Source organism: Enterobacter sp. 725m/11, from assembly GCF_011683705.1.
Classification (GTDB): domain Bacteria; phylum Pseudomonadota; class Gammaproteobacteria; order Enterobacterales; family Enterobacteriaceae; genus Enterobacter; species Enterobacter bugandensis.
This window is the reverse complement of record NZ_JAAQOK010000012.1, coordinates 48692-64092: the sequence shown is the minus strand read 5'-3', so window position 1 is coordinate 64092 and position 15401 is coordinate 48692. Positions and strand designations below refer to the sequence as shown.

Here is a 15401-nt window from a genome sequence, read left to right as displayed (position 1 = left end):
ATACAGCTGAACTAGGCTACGTTTGAACAAGTAGAAACCAGCTTCACTTTGACGCCGACCAGCTGCGCCAGCGCGTCGATAGCTTCCAGAGTCTCGCGGCGGATTACCGGTTGCGGTTTCCCAGTGAATACCGCGTTGGTGGCTTCGATACACTCTTTGTTAACCCTGGCGGCCCGGTAGAGCATGCAGTCTTTCTGCTCCAGCTCGTTATCAATGGCTGTGCGGATGGCATAGCTCAGGGCTTCTGCCTGTTTCAGGTAGTTAGGCGTATCGTTGCGGAATGCACGCTGAATAATTTGCTTGTTGTTGTGCAAGCGCCGCGCGTACTCGTCAGGGTCCGTCACGTTATCCAATGGCTGAAGCAGATCGCCAAAGTGATGCGGAGTTATCAGCTGCGTAACTGTCTTCCAGCCCTTTTCCTGCGCCCAGGACTCCAGCTCACATGCCAGTTTTTTGATTTCCATCAGTCAGTATCCTCCTGAGCTGTTGTGTTATTTTTTTGCTTGTAATCAGGCCAAATTTCTGCCCAATCGCTTGGCCGCATATCAGATCGAGAAACCTTTCCATCGGTGAAGGTTTCGATAACGATGCATCGACTTGGCGAAATAGCAGCCCGCCCCGTTGCAAGTTGAGAGAGGTAAGATTTCGATATCCCAAGGTGTTGCTCCAGCGCCTTGCGGACCTTTGGCCCACCGGCTTTCAAAAAGTCATTGAGTTGCATAATTGCTCCTGTGTGTGGAGCTGCAAGTTTATAAACCGCTAAACATTGATGTCAAGTTTTTGCTTGTTTAGAAATTACTAATCAAAATGACTGCATGGACACAAAAGAAATCAGGCGCAAGCGCCTAGCTGCATGGTTTTCTAGCAGAACCTTGCCTGAGAAAGAGAAGAGCTACCTTTCACAGCTGATCAACGGCAAAGCGTCGTTCGGCGAGAGAGCTGCGCGCCGTATTGAACGAGATTACGGCATGGCTCCTGGTTATCTTGATGAAGAACCTATGGGTGAAGAGATAAAATCCCCTCGCCCATTTGACGCGCGCCATGAAGAATTGCTAGACCTTTTCGACAGCCTTGCTGAATGGGAAAAAGAGCAGCACATGGTAAACCTTAGGGCCCAAGTTAACTCCATAGACAATGAGCTCAAGGCAAGGCTGAAAGGCAAAAGCAAACAAGAAATCCTTCAGATGCTGAAAGACCTCGAAATAGACTAACTCCCCTAACGACCGCTTGTTGCGGTCTTTTTTTTCTCAGAATTCAATCACATCCAATTTTTAACGCCTTTTTGTTTACTATTAACTTTACATTATGGTTTATTTCTTTATAAACTTAGACCAACAAAACACGCAGTAATCAGTAAACGTTCCGCCTACCCGGCGATAAGGGTGAACAAGGGAGATAGCCATGGAATCACCAAAAGAACCAACGATCATTGCCAACGGTTTGAATGACGAGCAGTTAGCAGCGTGGATTGAGGAAAAGCATTTCTCATTGAATCGCCTGCGTGAATTGCGTGAAAGCAAGGCAGAGCTGGAGGGGCAGTTGGCACTGATTGATGAGCGGATCGAAGCCTGTACCGCTCAGGCCGCCATCGACATTTCAAATCAGCCAGCCACTATGGACGATTTCTTCAAGGAGGCAGAAAAGAAAATCAAGTTCACCTCAGAGCCCGGTGGGGTGAACGTGATTTACCATGAAACATTGGTTAAGGCTTTAAGAATCGAGCTTGATGGGCTTAGGCGTAAGATCGTGATGAACGAAATCGTTGCCAACCATAGCAGCTGAAGGGAGTAAGTGCGCGCTTTGATCAAATTTACAGACAAAGATATTTGCGTTAACTCCGGCGCTGCTGGCAATCGCAAATGTTTGATCGACGATTTGTTGGCAATTCATTGTGCTTTTGAGGATGTATCCTTCAGGAATTAGTCTGCAGCAGTCGTCGTCAGACTCTTTGATTGTTTTCTGGTACAGAAAGTTAAGCATAAGTTCTTCAAATTTTTTTGCCTGTTCGGCTGTGGCTTCAAATAAGCGAACGTGAACATAAAACTGGCTCATAAGATTTCCTTGCTGGCTGTGTGAGAACTCCAGCATACCACCGAGCCTGAAGTGGTGAAAAGACAGGCATATGAATCATTGCTGTGTGTAGTCTTGGTGGTATATGCATTCCCGTGGTCTATGCATATACCACCCTTTTTAAAGCTGGTTTCATAGTGGAGTGTTCATATATGGATAAGACACAATTAACACCGGAACAACAAATAGCTTGGGCACAGGGAAAACTCGTAACTTCAGTATTTCTTCGCGATGTTGCGGGATGCCATGCCGCCTGGAAAGTATTACGAAAATACAGAAATTTTGTTGTGCATCGCCAGCCTTATCAGGAATGGCGCAATAATCTAAAAGTTATTTAATTCTACCACCCTAAAACCGATGCCTTAACTGGCAGGGATTTTCACACCTTAAATTAAGGATTGTAAAATGAAAGCAACTATTACAACCGTAGAAATGAACCTGGCTATAACCAATAAAGACCTTGCAACTTTTAATATTAACGGTGCCATTTCTGGCGTTGTTCATCTGCCATCTTCTGGCCCCGTAACCGTTGTGCTTGACGGTGGCTACGTGCTCGGTGAGTTTCATTGCCCGGTCTGCGCTGTTAAGCACATTAGCTTGCTCTCTGTGAACTTCGCAGAAGCGCAGAACGCTTGTGGCATGTCTTATTACGATCACAAACGCCAACAACTTAACTGATATGGATGACATCATTTGTCATTGCGTTGTTTGCTGCCACGAATATAAAAAATCTGAAATGCGCGAAAGGAATACAGACATATATCCCTTTAAGCGCACGATTTATTTATGTGAGCAATGCAATGAAAAAAGAGAAAAGCGTGACGCTTTAAGAAAAGTAAAACGAGGCATCCGCAAGCCATTTCATTCAACAACATTTTTCAAATATTAAACGAGGTTATTATGTCTGTTGAGTTAAAAGTATTTGGTGGTGCTTACTTCCCAAAAGATAAAGCATTAAAAAAACATCCCGATTTAAAACCACTTGCAACCGCAGTTAATTCGGCCACAAAAGCCATCGCTGAGGCCGTTATTTTCGGTAAGCTTGCGGCTGAACATCCTGAACATATTGATAATTATTTTAAGGTGAAAATCTGGGAGCACCATGATGATCTCCCCTGCCCTGAGCTTGATGTGTTTAGCTCTGATTTCTTTGGTGAGCACGTTGTCTGGAATACCAACCGCGGTGAACCAGCTGCTGCACCACAGCCAGAAGTTGATGCAAAGGAAGAATGGGACGACAACAAGAGTCAGGAAGAAATTAAATTCGTTGCGCAGCTTGACCTGGCATCCCGCGCTGCCTGTCTGGCACTGTTCGGCCCGGTCCCTGGAATCACCACCGCACAGTATGGCCAGATCGTCGATCTGAAGAATGACGATGAACCCAGCTTTGCCCGCGAGCTTGCAGAAGCACTGGTAAAAGAGCGACGCGCGCTTGAACTGGCACCTGAACGCCAGGAGCAGTTGCTCGCCTGGGTGCGTGAGGACACTAAAGAAACGACTCAGTGGCCAGACATTAAAAGGCGGATCACCAGATGGCTGGATACGCCGGTAGATAAGCGCCCACAAGCTGCCCCCGTCAACGAAGACAACCGCACAGATTCGGGTGCCACCCTGGGAGGCGGCAACAAGACAGACCGCAGTCCGGATCTGGTTCATAACCTCTCTACGCTGCGTATCGAAGTGGCTATTGCCATTCTGAGCATGTACGACGACATCGACATTTACTGGATCCCGAATAAATACATGATTCCAGCGAAAGCAATGGCGGAAGCCGCACAGGATCCTCGTTTTACTGCATGGTGGGCACAGCTACGCGGTACCCCTGGAATTTTGGACTATTCGCGTGCGTCCATCATCGCCCTGATCAAGTCAGCACCAGAAGACATCTGGCTCAATCCGATCAAATTACGGGAATACATCAATCGCGAGTTGGTTGAATCTGACCACGCGCACCCTGACCAGAAAACAATTGATACGGCCTGCCGCCCAAAACCTCGCACCAATGCTAAGCAAAAAGAAAATGATGAAACCGAATCGACTGTACCGGGCGAAACTCTGCCACCAGCAGTTTGCCCTGGCAAAGCTGCGCAACTCGACAAAGAACTTAACGAGGCATTCGCTCAGAGCCCAGCACCTGAACAGCAAGCAGATGATCAATCGCGGGTGGAGAACCTTGGCGGCGGCGTCTTCTCTGTCGATGCCCTAATGAATACAGCCCCCTCAAATGAGGGCGAAAAAGAGGAAGTACCACCTGCGATAAATGATCGAGAGATTGAAATCGCCCATGCATTAAACGAGCTGATGTCCGGGCGCACAAACATTGGTGACCAGGATGATATCGAAAATCTCATCGCCACCACGGGTAAAGATATCGAGAACCTTTTCCCGTTACTGATTGCAGATATCACCGCGACTGAATTTTGTCTGTCGCCTGATTTCAGTGATGAAGAAGTACAGGATGTTGCCACTACGATTCTTGAACAGTGGTCAGACGATATCAGTGTTCGCCAGAAAATAGCACTTGATGCGATCGTGGAATACCGCCGCCCGGCACCACCAAAATCTATCGTGCTCGATCCGCCAGCCGTTACTGCAAAACCGATTGCCGCCCCAGAACCAGCAACTGTAACAAACGCGCCGCATTCGCCTGTTACCTACCTGCAACAGCTGACCATTGCTGCCCTGCAGGGATTATGCTCCAACCCAGCATATTGCAATCAGTATGAGGAATTACCGGCTATGGCCGCCGGGCTTGCCAGCAGCGTTATCAATCATCAGGAAGGCTCCAGTGCGTCTGATTAACCGGAGCAAACGAGACAGCATCGGCGGGCCAGCATGCGCCGCCGCGCTCAAGTGGCATTTTGAGAAATATGGCGAGCATGGTCGCAGTGACAAACAGACGTTTTACACCATCAAGATCCGAGGAAGAAAAATCACTGTTGAGGTAGTAAACCGACCACGTAGTTATGTAGCCACGGCAATGACCCGCGCACGGCATCTACAATGTCTGCCGGGACTTGACCGGTGATTTTTAACAATCAACAAACTATCTGCCGCCGCGTTATTGTGGCGGCGTCATGGAGTTAAGCATGGCGCAAATCATTTTTGATGAAGAGTGGATGGTGGCGGGAAAGCTAACTGAGAAAACGGGGCTGGATGAAAGGCAAATAAAAGCTTATCGCCTCGGATGCTGGATTGAAGGGGTTCACTTTAAGCGAGTACCCGCGGTACCCGGTGGAGAAAGCAAACGCGCTTTGGTCTGGTACAACTTCCCGCTGATTAACAGATTTATTCAGGAAGCATGATGAACTTTCCTACCGGCGTTGAACTTCATAACGGAAAAATCAGGATCACATTTATCTATCGCGGCATTCGCTGCCGCGAAGTTCTCCGTGGCTGGGTGGTTAACAGCAGCAACATAAAGAAGGCGGGAAACCTTCGCGCAGTCATCGTGAGTGAGATTCAGTTTGGTCAGTTTGACTATGCGGCGCGCTTCCCTGAGTCAAAAGCACTTAAAAAATTCTCATCAACTAAGCGGATCACAACATTTAAAGAGCTGAGCGATTTTTTCATTGATACAAAGGCACTGGAGGTTTCAGGAGCTACGCTGCATTCACTCACATCTGCAGTGAACACCCTGAAACGTGTAGTGGGAGAAAACACACCTTTGGCTGATATTCAGCACGCAGATATCCTGAATTACCGCAAAGAGCTGCTGACCGGCAGCGTATTAAACCCTTCAATGCCTAACCTGGTTAAAAAGGGTCGCGCGCCCTCAACAGTCAATAAACAGATGGCAGTTTTATCAGAAATGCTGAAGCTTGCGAATCGAAGTCAGTTTATATTACATGCTCCTTATGAGGGCGTATCCAGGCTAAAGCTATCTAAGGCAGACCCCGATCCGCTTTTACTTCATGAGTACCAGGCACTGATTGCCGCCCTTCCCCGAAAACTGGCTTTGATCATCATTGTAGCCGTCCACACGGGAATGAGGCCCGGAGAGATTTGTGCTCTGGCGTGGGAGGATATCGATCTGAAAAAAGGTGAGATTCACGTATCAAGAAGCCTGACGAACAAGCGTGTGTTTGTGCCACCAAAAACAGATGCTGGCATCAGAACGATCACGCTGCTTAAGCCTGCACATGAAGCGTTGCTGGAGCAGTACGAAATCACCGGCAATAACCCAAGGCAGGAGATCATCTTTCATCACAGGGAAATCGGCAAAACCGAGCCGCAAAATCTGCGCTTTGTCTTTTCCCCTGAAAAAAAATCGTCAGTGAATGAGAGCTTTTTTTCTAAAAATTCGATTTCGTACGGATGGAAACGGGGCACTAAACTTTCCGGTATACGTGAGAGAAATCCTTATCAGTCCCGTCACACTTACGCATGCTGGACACTTATGGCCGGTGCTAACCCTTCCTTTATCGCCAGCCAGATGGGGCACGAGGATGCGCGTATGGTGTATGAGGTTTACTCAAAGTGGATTGGAGATATGAACCAGGACCAGGTCAACATGTTGAACAATCAGATGCCTACGGCGATGCCCCCAGGACGCCCCCAAGGCATAGGGAGCCTGAAAAAAGTCATTTAATTTCATGGCGCTGGTTTCAAACAACATAATCAGCGTTAAACTATTCATACTATTTATTCTGGGAGAAAAGATGATGCGCGTACTGGTTGTTGAGGATAACGCATTGCTACGCCACCACCTGAAGGTTCAGCTTCAGGAGATGGGACATCAGGTGGATGATGCTGAAGATGCAAAAGAAGCCGATTATTATCTCAATGAACACCTGCCGGACATCGCCATTGTCGATTTAGGCCTGCCTGATGAAGACGGCCTGTCGTTAATTCGTCGCTGGCGCAGCCATGACGTTTCCCTGCCGGTTCTGGTTCTCACCGCCCGCGAAGGCTGGCAGGACAAAGTTGAAGTGCTCAGCGCCGGTGCGGATGATTACGTCACCAAACCGTTTCACATTGAAGAAGTGGCGGCGCGCATGCAGGCGCTGTTACGCCGCAACAGCGGGCTGGCTTCACAGGTTATCTCCATTCCGCCTTTCCAGGTGGATCTCTCCCGTCGCGAGCTCTCGATTAACGATGAAGTGATCAAGCTCACCGCGTTCGAATACACCATTATGGAAACGCTGATCCGTAACAGCGGAAAAGTAGTGAGCAAAGACTCCTTAATGCTCCAGCTCTACCCTGACGCTGAGCTGCGCGAGAGTCACACTATAGACGTGCTGATGGGCCGTTTGCGTAAGAAAATTCAAGCGCAGTATCCGCAGGACGTGATTACGACCGTTCGCGGCCAGGGCTACCTGTTCGAATTACGCTAAATGAGACGGATTTTGCGCCACATTCTGCCCCTCTCGCTGCGGGTTCGTTTTTTACTGGCAACGGCCGCGGTGGTGCTGGTGCTGTCGCTCTCCTACGGTCTGGTCGCCCTAGTGGGCTACAGCGTCAGCTTCGATAAAACGACCTTTCGACTGTTACGCGGCGAAAGTAATCTGTTTTATACCCTTGCTACATGGGAAGACAACCATATCACCGTTGAAATGCCAGAGAACCTGGATCAACAGAGTCCTACTTTAGCCCTGATTTACAATGAAAAGGGAAAGTTGCTTTGGGCGCAACGTGATATTCCGTGGCTGGCGAAAAGCATTCGTCCGGAGTGGCTCAAAACCAACGGGTTTCATGAGATAGAAGCCGATCTCAATACCACCAGCACGCTGATTCGCGAAGATCGCTCGATGCAGCAAAAGCTCAATGAAATCCGGGCTGACGATGCCGAGACGGAAATGACGCACTCGGTGGCGATCAATATCTACCCGGCGACCATAAACATGCCGCAGTTAACCATTGTGGTGATCGACACCATTCCGGTTGAGCTAAAACGTTCCTATAAGGTCTGGGGCTGGTTCGTTTATGTTCTGGCCGCAAACCTGCTGCTGGTGATCCCGCTGCTTTGGGTGGCGGCGTGGTGGAGCTTGCGCCCTATTGAGTCCCTGGCGCGAGAGGTGCGCGAGCTTGAGGAACATCATCGTGAAAAGCTCAATCCGGAAACCACCCGTGAGCTGACCAGTCTGGTGCGTAACCTCAATCGCCTGCTGAAAAGCGAGCGTGAACGCTATGATAAGTACCGTACGACCCTGACCGACCTCACCCACAGCCTGAAAACGCCGCTGGCCGTAATGCAAAGCACCCTGCGTTCCATGCGCAGCTCAAGGCTGAGCGTCGACGATGCCGAGCCGGTGATGCTGGAACAAATCAGCCGAATCTCGCAGCAAATTGGCTACTATCTGCACCGCGCCAGCATGCGTTCCGGCAGCGCGCTCCTGAGCCGCGAACTGCACCCGGTGGCCCCGCTGCTGGATAATCTCACGTCCGCCCTTAACAAGGTGTATCAGCGTAAAGGGGTGAACATCAGCCTCGATATTTCGCCTGAAATTAGCTTTGTTGGCGAAAAAAATGACTTCATGGAAGTAATGGGCAACCTGCTGGATAACGCCTGTAAATACTGCCTGGAGTTTGTTGAAGTATCGGCGCGCCAGACGGATAACGAGTTACACATTATCGTTGAGGATGATGGCCCCGGGATCCCGATTAATAAACGTGATGTGGTGTTCGATCGCGGTCAGCGAGCGGATACGCTGCGCCCCGGTCAGGGCGTGGGTTTAGCCGTCGCCCGCGAGATTGTCGACCAGTATGACGGAAAAATCGAAACCAGCGAAAGCTTGCTCGGCGGGGCCAGAATGGAAGTGATTTTTGGTCGTCAGCAGCCCACATCGGATGATAGTTAACCCGTTATGTGAAAAATGCGAGGATCTCGCAGCCGGGGGGCTGAGCTTCCGTTATAATCCGAGTCAGTAAGAGCCTGCGGATAAAAAAATATGGATTATCATTTAACACTTAACTGGCCCGAGTTTATTGAACGTTACTGGCAAAAGCGCCCGGTGGTTCTGAAACGCGGGTTCAGCAACTTTGTCGACCCTATCTCACCTGACGAGCTGGCCGGTCTGGCCATGGAAAACGAAGTCGACAGCCGTCTGGTCAGCCACCAGGACGGGAAATGGCAGGTCAGCCACGGTCCTTTCGAAAGCTACGATCATCTCGGCGAAAGCAACTGGTCGCTGCTGGTGCAGGCGGTTAACCACTGGCACGAGCCGACTGCCGCGCTAATGCGCCCGTTCCGCGCCCTGCCAGACTGGCGAATGGACGATCTGATGATCTCCTTCTCCGTACCTGGCGGCGGCGTGGGTCCGCATCTGGACCAGTACGACGTGTTTATCATTCAGGGCACGGGCCGCCGCCGCTGGCGCGTGGGCGAAAAAGTGCCGATGAAGCAGCACTGCCCGCACCCGGATCTGCTTCAGGTGGATCCGTTCGAAGGCATTATCGACGAAGAGCTGGAGCCAGGCGATATTCTCTACATTCCGCCAGGATTCCCTCACGAAGGTTACTCCCTGGAGAACTCGCTGAACTACTCTGTCGGGTTCCGCGCGCCGAGCGGCCGCGAGATGATCAGCGGCTTTGCCGACTATGTCCTGCAGCGCGAGCTGGGCAGCTATCGCTACAGCGATCCGGATGTGCCTGCACGCGAGCATCCGGCAGACATCGTGCCAGAAGAGCTGGATAAGCTGCGCGGCATGATGCTGGATCTGATCAACGAGCCGGAACATTTCAGGCAGTGGTTTGGCGAATTTATCAGTCAGTCACGTCACGAGCTGGACGTTGCACCGCCGGAGCCGCCGTATCAGGCAGATGAGATCTATGATGCGCTGCAGCAGGGTGACAAGTTGGTTCGTCTGGGCGGATTACGCGTGCTGCGCATTGGTGAAGAGGTCTTCGTCAACGGTGAGAAGCTCGACTCCCCGCACCGCCCGGCGCTGGAAGCCATTGCCAGCCATATGGTACTGACTGCAGAAACCTTTGGCGACGCGCTGGAAGACCCATCCTTCCTCGCGATGCTGGCCGCGCTGGTCAACAGCGGGTACTGGTTCTTTGAGGACTGAGTTGTGACAATGCCCGGTGGCGCTGCGCCACCGGGCTTTTCTTACCGCTTCGCGGTTAACTCGGCTATGCGCACAATCACCTTCACCGCCTTTTCCATCCCTTCCAGCGTCACAAACTCATGCTTGCCGTGGTAGTTATAGCCCCCGGTAAACAGGTTCGGGCACGGTAGCCCCATAAACGACAGCTGCGAGCCGTCAGTTCCGCCGCGAATCGGTTTTAATACCGGTTCAATATCGCAGTCTCGCATCGCCTGCTGGGCGATATCCAGAATGTGCGGATGGGCCATCACCTTGTCGCGCATATTGTAATAGCTGTCTTCAATGATCAGCTCAATATAGCAGTCAGGATGCAATCCCTTCCCAACCTTCTTGGCGATCTCCATCATTTTGCGCTTGCGCGCCTCAAAGGCTTTACGATCGAAATCGCGGATGATGTAGTGCATCTGCGCGCTGTCCACGGTGCCTTTGATGCTGGTGAGGTGATAAAAGCCCTCGTACCCCTCTGTCTGTTCAGGGCTCTCTTCCGCCGGGACTTCCGCATGAATACGCGACGCCAGCGACAGCGCGTTCACCATCACCCCTTTGGCAGACCCGGGGTGAACGTTGTTTCCGACAATTTTTATGGTCACCGACGCCGCGTTGAAGTTTTCATACTCCAGCTCGCCCACGCCACCGCCGTCGACGGTATACGCCCACTGCGCGTTAAAAGCGTCCACGTCGAAGTGCTTCGCGCCCTTACCTACCTCTTCATCTGGGGTAAAAGCAACGCGGATGTCCCCGTGCGGGATGTTTTTACCTTTCAGCACTGCCAGCGCCGTCATGATTTCCGCGATGCCCGCCTTGTCATCCGCCCCCAGCAGCGTTTTGCCGTCGGTGGTGATCAGCGTCTGGCCGAGCAACTGGTGCAGCACCGGGAACATCACCGGCGACAGCACTTCGTCGCCAATCCCCAGCGCGATATCACCGCCGCGGTAGTTTTCCACGATCTGCGGGTTCACGTGTTTGCCGCTAAAATCAGGTGAGGTATCGACATGAGAAATAAAGCCAATCGCCGGAATATCACCCGGCACATTCGCCGGCAGCGTTCCCATCACAGTGCCTTTTTCGCTTAACGTGACGTTGACCAGCCCCATGGCCTCAAGCTGCTCTTTAAGCAGGTTTAACAACTTCCACTGGCCTTCGGTGCTTGGCACCTGGCGGACACCCGGCTTAGATTGGGTATCCAGCGAAACATACTGTAAAAAACGCTCAAGTAATTTATCCATGCAGTCACCCTCACTTTTTGTGACAACATTATCAGTAAGCATCAAAACGCAAATATTGCGTCAGGTCACTTTTATCCCGCAAACGAGAACTTTTTACGTTTATATCTTTATGCGTTAATAAATGTAGCTTATGAATCAGTGACAAGGATTGGCGATTACGGGGGATTGCCGTAGAATGTCCGCCCTCATTACGAGTCACCAAGGTGGTTACACACAAACCCCGCTTCAGTCTGCTGCCTGAGGCGTCTATATGGGACAGCGCAAAAATTGAATACACAATCCCGTTCTCGTTCACCGCTGGTGCAACTGGAACGAATTCGTAAAAGCTTTGATGGCAAAGACGTCATTTCCGACCTCAACCTGACCATCAATGATGGTGAGTTTCTTACGCTGCTTGGCCCTTCCGGCTGCGGCAAAACTACCGTACTGCGCCTTATCGCCGGGCTGGAAAGCATTGATAATGGCCGCATCCATCTTGAGAACCAGGACATAACCCAGGTTCCTGCCGAAGATCGCCACGTCAATACCGTTTTTCAGAGCTACGCCCTGTTCCCGCACATGACCGTGTTTGAGAACGTGGCGTTTGGCTTGCGGATGCAAAAAACCCCGGCTAATGAGATCGAACCGCGCGTCACCGAAGCCCTGCGCATGGTTCAGCTGGAGACGTTTGCCCAGCGAAAGCCCCACCAGCTCTCCGGCGGTCAGCAGCAGCGCGTGGCCATTGCCCGCGCGGTCGTCAATAAACCGCGCCTGCTTCTGCTGGATGAATCCCTCTCCGCGCTGGATTACAAGCTGCGCAAGCAGATGCAGAACGAGCTGAAAGCGCTACAGCGCAAGCTCGGCATCACCTTTGTCTTCGTCACCCACGATCAGGAAGAGGCGCTGACCATGTCAGACCGTATCGTGGTAATGCGTGACGGTAAGATTGAACAGGACGGTACGCCGCGTGAAATTTACGAAGAGCCGAAAAACCTGTTTGTCGCCAGCTTTATTGGCGAGATCAATATTTTCAACGCCACCGTGCTTGAGCGTCTGGATGCACAGCGCGTTCGCGCGAACGTCGAGGGACGCGACTGCATTATCACCGTGAACTTTGCCGTCGAGAAAGGACAAAAACTCAACGTCCTGCTGCGCCCGGAAGATCTCCGCGTTGATGAGATCCACGACACGGCCGACGTCGAAGGTCTGATCGGTTACGTTCGCGAACGTAACTATAAAGGGATGACCCTCGAGTCCGTTGTGGAACTGGAGAACGGCAAAATGGTGATGGTCAGCGAATTCTTTAACGAGGACGATCCTGACTTTGACCACTCTCTTGACCAGAAAATGGTTATCAACTGGGTAGAAAGCTGGGAGGTTGTGCTGGCTGATGAAGAACACAAGTAAGTTCCAGAAGGTGGTCATTGCCACTATCGTCGGTTGGCTTGTGTTATTTGTCTTTTTACCCAACCTGATGATCATCGCCACCAGCTTCCTGACCCGCGACGATGCAAACTTCGTTTCGCTGGTCTTTACGCTGGACAACTACGCGCGCCTGCTCGATCCGCTCTATTTCGACGTGCTGTTGCACTCGCTCAATATGGCGCTGATTGCCACCGTGGCCTGCCTGCTGCTGGGGTACCCTTTCGCATGGTTCCTGGCGGGACTGCCGCAAAAGGTGCGCCCGCTGCTGCTGTTTCTGCTGATTGTGCCGTTCTGGACCAACTCGCTGATTCGCATCTACGGGCTGAAAATCTTCCTCAGCACCAAAGGCTACCTCAACGCGTTTCTGCTGTGGCTGGGCGTGATTGATACGCCAGTGCGCATCATGTTTACCCCAGGTGCGGTAATCATTGGCCTGGTCTATATCCTGCTGCCGTTTATGGTGATGCCGCTCTACTCCAGCATTGAGAAGCTCGATAAACCGCTGCTGGAAGCGGCAAAAGATCTGGGGGCCAGCAAGCTGCAGACCTTTATCCGCATTATCATTCCGCTGACCATGCCCGGCATTATTGCGGGCTGTCTGCTGGTGATGCTCCCGGCGATGGGCCTGTTCTACGTGTCTGACCTGATGGGCGGGGCGAAAAACCTGCTGATTGGGAACGTGATCAAGAGCCAGTTCCTGAACATCCGCGACTGGCCGTTCGGCTCCGCGACCAGCATTACGCTCACGGTGGTGATGGGGCTGATGCTGCTGGTCTACTGGCGCGCTTCTCGCCTGCTCAACAAGAAGGTGGAACTCGAATGATCGGTCGACTGCTTCGCGGCGGTTTTATGACCGCCATTTACGCTTACCTTTATATCCCGATTATCATTTTGATCGTGAACTCGTTTAACAGCTCGCGGTTCGGGATCAACTGGCAGGGGTTTACCACCAACTGGTACAGCCTGCTGATGAACAATGACAGCCTGCTGCAGGCCGCACAGCACTCGCTGACGATGGCGATCGTCTCTGCCACCTTCGCCACGCTGATTGGCTCGCTGACCGCCGTGGCGCTGTATCGCTACCGTTTTCGCGGCAAGCCGTTCGTCAGCGGCATGCTGTTTGTAGTGATGATGTCGCCGGACATCGTGATGGCGATTTCGCTGCTGGTGCTGTTTATGCTGCTGGGCGTACAGCTTGGCTTCTGGTCGCTGCTGTTTTCCCATATCACCTTCTGCCTGCCGTTTGTGGTGGTCACCGTCTACGCGCGTCTGAAAGGGTTCGACGTGCGCATGCTGGAGGCGGCGAAAGATCTGGGTGCCAGCGAGATGATCATCCTGCGCAAAATCATCCTGCCGCTGGCGATGCCTGCCGTCGCCGCCGGATGGCTGCTCAGCTTTACCCTGTCGATGGATGACGTCGTGGTTTCCTCCTTCGTGACCGGGCCGAGCTACGAAATTCTGCCGTTGAAGATCTATTCGATGGTAAAAGTTGGCGTTTCACCGGAGGTGAACGCGCTGGCGACCATTCTGCTGCTGTTTTCGCTGGTTCTGGTGATCGCCAGCCAGGTTCTTGCTCGTGATAAAACAAAATCTCAGGGGACAATGAAATGAAAAAAATGCTCGCCGCTGCGGCGCTGGTGCTTGGCATGGGTGCCGCGCACGCTGATGACAGCAAAACGCTCTACTTCTATAACTGGACGGAATACGTGCCGCCGGGCCTGCTGGAACAGTTCACAAAGGAGACGGGCATCAAGGTGATCTACTCGACCTACGAGTCGAATGAAACCATGTACGCCAAGCTCAAAACCTACAAGGACGGCGCCTACGATCTGGTGGTTCCTTCCACCTACTTTGTCGACAAAATGCGCAAAGAAGGCATGATCCAGAAGATCGACAAAACGAAGCTAACTAATTTTTCAAACCTCGATCCTGAGATGCTCAACAAGCCTTTCGACCCGAATAACGACTACTCCATTCCGTACATCTGGGGCGCGACGGCGATTGGCGTGAACAGCGAGGCCATCGATCCGAAAACGGTCACCGGCTGGGCGGATCTGTGGAAACCGGAATACAAAGGCAGCCTGCTGTTAACCGATGACGCGCGTGAAGTGTTCCAGATCGCGCTGCGTAAGCTTGGCTATTCCGGTAACACCACCGATCCGAAAGAGATCGACGCGGCTTACAACGAGCTGAAAAAGCTGATGCCTAACGTGGCGGCATTCAACTCTGATAACCCGGCAAACCCGTATATGGAAGGCGAAGTAAACCTGGGGATGGTGTGGAACGGCTCTGCGTATGTTGCCCGTCAGGCCGGGACGCCGCTGGAGGTGGTCTGGCCGAAGGAAGGCGGGATCTTCTGGATGGATAGCCTCGCGATCCCGGCCAACGCGAAGAACGTGGACGGTGCGCTGAAGCTGATTAATTTCCTGCTGCGTCCGGACGTGGCGAAACAGGTAGCCGAGACGATTGGCTACCCGACGCCAAACCTGGCCGCCCGCAAGCTGCTGAAGCCTGACGTGGCTAACGATAAGTCACTCTATCCGGATGCCGAAACCATCAGCAAAGGAGAATGGCAGAACGATGTAGGCGACGCGAGCCGCCTTTACGAAGAGTATTATCAGAAGTTAAAAGCAGGTCGTTAATGCAATAC

General features: G+C 51.9%; 19 protein-coding genes. 15 read left to right on the top strand and 4 right to left on the bottom strand.

Translation table 11 applies throughout. The features are described from left to right. Positions 1–11: 11 nt before the first annotated feature. Both HBA26_RS07200 and HBA26_RS07195 read right to left on the bottom strand, forming a co-directional pair. The gene (locus tag HBA26_RS07200; protein WP_023311190.1) at positions 12–464 is read right to left on the bottom strand and encodes a hypothetical protein; all 453 of its coding nucleotides are present in this window, start codon (positions 462–464) and stop codon (positions 12–14) included. Then, complete coding sequence (locus HBA26_RS07195) at positions 464–721, bottom strand: YdaS family helix-turn-helix protein (RefSeq protein WP_166720838.1); 258 nt, start codon at positions 719–721, stop codon at positions 464–466. The genes HBA26_RS07200 and HBA26_RS07195 overlap by 1 nt, the downstream gene beginning before the upstream one ends. A gap of 94 nt (positions 722–815) precedes the next feature. Here HBA26_RS07195 and HBA26_RS22880 point away from each other — a divergent pair, with 94 nt between their 5' ends. After that, entirely contained in the window at positions 816–1211 is a 396-nt protein-coding gene (locus HBA26_RS22880) for a hypothetical protein (RefSeq protein WP_044158267.1), read from the top strand. A gap of 190 nt (positions 1212–1401) precedes the next feature. Beyond that, positions 1402–1782, top strand: a complete 381-nt coding sequence (locus tag HBA26_RS07185; protein ID WP_243854831.1) for a hypothetical protein — start codon at positions 1402–1404, stop codon at positions 1780–1782. Here the strand turns inward: HBA26_RS07185 and HBA26_RS07180 are convergent. Continuing rightward, on the bottom strand, positions 1711–2052 hold the full coding sequence (locus HBA26_RS07180) for a hypothetical protein (protein WP_166720837.1): 342 nt from the start codon (positions 2050–2052) through the stop codon (positions 1711–1713). The two genes, HBA26_RS07185 and HBA26_RS07180, sit on opposite strands and share 72 nt — an antisense overlap. A 170-nt stretch (positions 2053–2222) precedes the next feature. On the opposite strand from HBA26_RS07180, the gene HBA26_RS07175 reads away from it, so the two are divergent. The 9 genes from HBA26_RS07175 (at position 2223) to HBA26_RS07135 (ending at position 10082) form a co-directional block, all read left to right on the top strand. Beyond that, positions 2223–2408 carry a hypothetical protein gene (locus HBA26_RS07175; RefSeq protein ID WP_023311187.1) on the top strand — a complete coding sequence of 62 codons (186 nt, stop codon included), beginning with the start codon at positions 2223–2225 and terminating at the stop codon, positions 2406–2408. 67 nt (positions 2409–2475) lie between these two features. Next, positions 2476–2748 (top strand): hypothetical protein, encoded by a 273-nt coding sequence (locus HBA26_RS07170; protein ID WP_166720836.1) that lies wholly within the window; start codon positions 2476–2478, stop codon positions 2746–2748. Positions 2749–2970: 222 nt separating this feature from the next. Next, positions 2971–4872 carry an exodeoxyribonuclease VIII gene (locus HBA26_RS07165; protein WP_166720835.1) on the top strand — a complete coding sequence of 634 codons (1902 nt, stop codon included), beginning with the start codon at positions 2971–2973 and terminating at the stop codon, positions 4870–4872. Then, positions 4859–5098 (top strand): DUF4060 family protein, encoded by a 240-nt coding sequence (locus tag HBA26_RS07160; protein WP_074164875.1) that lies wholly within the window; start codon positions 4859–4861, stop codon positions 5096–5098. Before HBA26_RS07165 ends, HBA26_RS07160 begins: the two co-directional genes overlap by 14 nt. 61 nt (positions 5099–5159) lie before the next feature. Continuing rightward, positions 5160–5375, top strand: coding sequence for an excisionase family protein (xisR, locus tag HBA26_RS07155; protein WP_050861086.1), 216 nt, complete (start codon positions 5160–5162; stop codon positions 5373–5375). Beyond that, entirely contained in the window at positions 5375–6661 is a 1287-nt protein-coding gene (locus HBA26_RS07150; RefSeq protein ID WP_163363187.1) for a site-specific integrase, read from the top strand. The genes xisR and HBA26_RS07150 overlap by 1 nt, the downstream gene beginning before the upstream one ends. Positions 6662–6734: 73 nt before the next feature. Further along, a complete protein-coding gene (gene phoP / locus HBA26_RS07145; protein ID WP_025911763.1) occupies positions 6735–7406 on the top strand; it encodes a two-component system response regulator PhoP in 672 nt (223 codons plus the stop codon). Next, positions 7407–8870 carry a two-component system sensor histidine kinase PhoQ gene (phoQ, locus tag HBA26_RS07140; RefSeq protein WP_126345247.1) on the top strand — a complete coding sequence of 488 codons (1464 nt, stop codon included), beginning with the start codon at positions 7407–7409 and terminating at the stop codon, positions 8868–8870. Between the two features lie 90 nt (positions 8871–8960). After that, complete coding sequence (locus tag HBA26_RS07135; protein WP_047364295.1) at positions 8961–10082, top strand: cupin domain-containing protein; 1122 nt, start codon at positions 8961–8963, stop codon at positions 10080–10082. 41 nt (positions 10083–10123) lie between these two features. Here HBA26_RS07135 and pepT read toward each other — a convergent pair whose 3' ends face one another. Next, a complete protein-coding gene (pepT, locus tag HBA26_RS07130; RefSeq protein ID WP_032644861.1) occupies positions 10124–11347 on the bottom strand; it encodes a peptidase T in 1224 nt (407 codons plus the stop codon). A 237-nt stretch (positions 11348–11584) separates the two neighbouring features. Between pepT and potA the strand changes: the two genes are divergently transcribed. From potA to potD, 4 genes are read left to right on the top strand one after another with little or no spacing between them, the layout of a single operon-like run. Beyond that, positions 11585–12733, top strand: coding sequence for a spermidine/putrescine ABC transporter ATP-binding protein PotA (gene potA, locus HBA26_RS07125; protein WP_166720859.1), 1149 nt, complete (start codon positions 11585–11587; stop codon positions 12731–12733). Continuing rightward, positions 12717–13574 (top strand): spermidine/putrescine ABC transporter permease PotB, encoded by an 858-nt coding sequence (gene potB / locus HBA26_RS07120; protein WP_041910497.1) that lies wholly within the window; start codon positions 12717–12719, stop codon positions 13572–13574. Before potA ends, potB begins: the two co-directional genes overlap by 17 nt. Next, the gene (gene potC, locus HBA26_RS07115; protein WP_048959704.1) at positions 13571–14362 is read left to right on the top strand and encodes a spermidine/putrescine ABC transporter permease PotC; all 792 of its coding nucleotides are present in this window, start codon (positions 13571–13573) and stop codon (positions 14360–14362) included. The genes potB and potC overlap by 4 nt, the downstream gene beginning before the upstream one ends. Beyond that, complete coding sequence (gene potD, locus HBA26_RS07110; RefSeq protein ID WP_028012743.1) at positions 14359–15393, top strand: spermidine/putrescine ABC transporter substrate-binding protein PotD; 1035 nt, start codon at positions 14359–14361, stop codon at positions 15391–15393. The genes potC and potD overlap by 4 nt, the downstream gene beginning before the upstream one ends. The last annotated feature ends 8 nt before the right edge of the window (positions 15394–15401 follow it).

Coding starts and splice junctions, on each gene's coding strand:
- HBA26_RS07170 (WP_166720836.1), top strand. CDS start 2,476: ATGAAAGCAACTATTACAACCGTAGAAATGAACCTGGCTATAACCAAT.
- HBA26_RS07150 (WP_163363187.1), top strand. CDS start 5,375: ATGAACTTTCCTACCGGCGTTGAACTTCATAACGGAAAAATCAGGATC.
- HBA26_RS07165 (WP_166720835.1), top strand. CDS start 2,971: ATGTCTGTTGAGTTAAAAGTATTTGGTGGTGCTTACTTCCCAAAAGAT.
- HBA26_RS07185 (WP_243854831.1), top strand. CDS start 1,402: ATGGAATCACCAAAAGAACCAACGATCATTGCCAACGGTTTGAATGAC.
- phoQ (WP_126345247.1), top strand. CDS start 7,407: ATGAGACGGATTTTGCGCCACATTCTGCCCCTCTCGCTGCGGGTTCGT.
- potC (WP_048959704.1), top strand. CDS start 13,571: ATGATCGGTCGACTGCTTCGCGGCGGTTTTATGACCGCCATTTACGCT.
- HBA26_RS07135 (WP_047364295.1), top strand. CDS start 8,961: ATGGATTATCATTTAACACTTAACTGGCCCGAGTTTATTGAACGTTAC.
- pepT (WP_032644861.1), bottom strand. CDS start 11,347: ATGGATAAATTACTTGAGCGTTTTTTACAGTATGTTTCGCTGGATACC.
- HBA26_RS07180 (WP_166720837.1), bottom strand. CDS start 2,052: ATGAGCCAGTTTTATGTTCACGTTCGCTTATTTGAAGCCACAGCCGAA.
- HBA26_RS07175 (WP_023311187.1), top strand. CDS start 2,223: ATGGATAAGACACAATTAACACCGGAACAACAAATAGCTTGGGCACAG.
- HBA26_RS07200 (WP_023311190.1), bottom strand. CDS start 464: ATGGAAATCAAAAAACTGGCATGTGAGCTGGAGTCCTGGGCGCAGGAA.
- phoP (WP_025911763.1), top strand. CDS start 6,735: ATGCGCGTACTGGTTGTTGAGGATAACGCATTGCTACGCCACCACCTG.
- HBA26_RS22880 (WP_044158267.1), top strand. CDS start 816: ATGGACACAAAAGAAATCAGGCGCAAGCGCCTAGCTGCATGGTTTTCT.
- HBA26_RS07195 (WP_166720838.1), bottom strand. CDS start 721: ATGCAACTCAATGACTTTTTGAAAGCCGGTGGGCCAAAGGTCCGCAAG.
- potD (WP_028012743.1), top strand. CDS start 14,359: ATGAAAAAAATGCTCGCCGCTGCGGCGCTGGTGCTTGGCATGGGTGCC.
- potB (WP_041910497.1), top strand. CDS start 12,717: ATGAAGAACACAAGTAAGTTCCAGAAGGTGGTCATTGCCACTATCGTC.
- xisR (WP_050861086.1), top strand. CDS start 5,160: ATGGCGCAAATCATTTTTGATGAAGAGTGGATGGTGGCGGGAAAGCTA.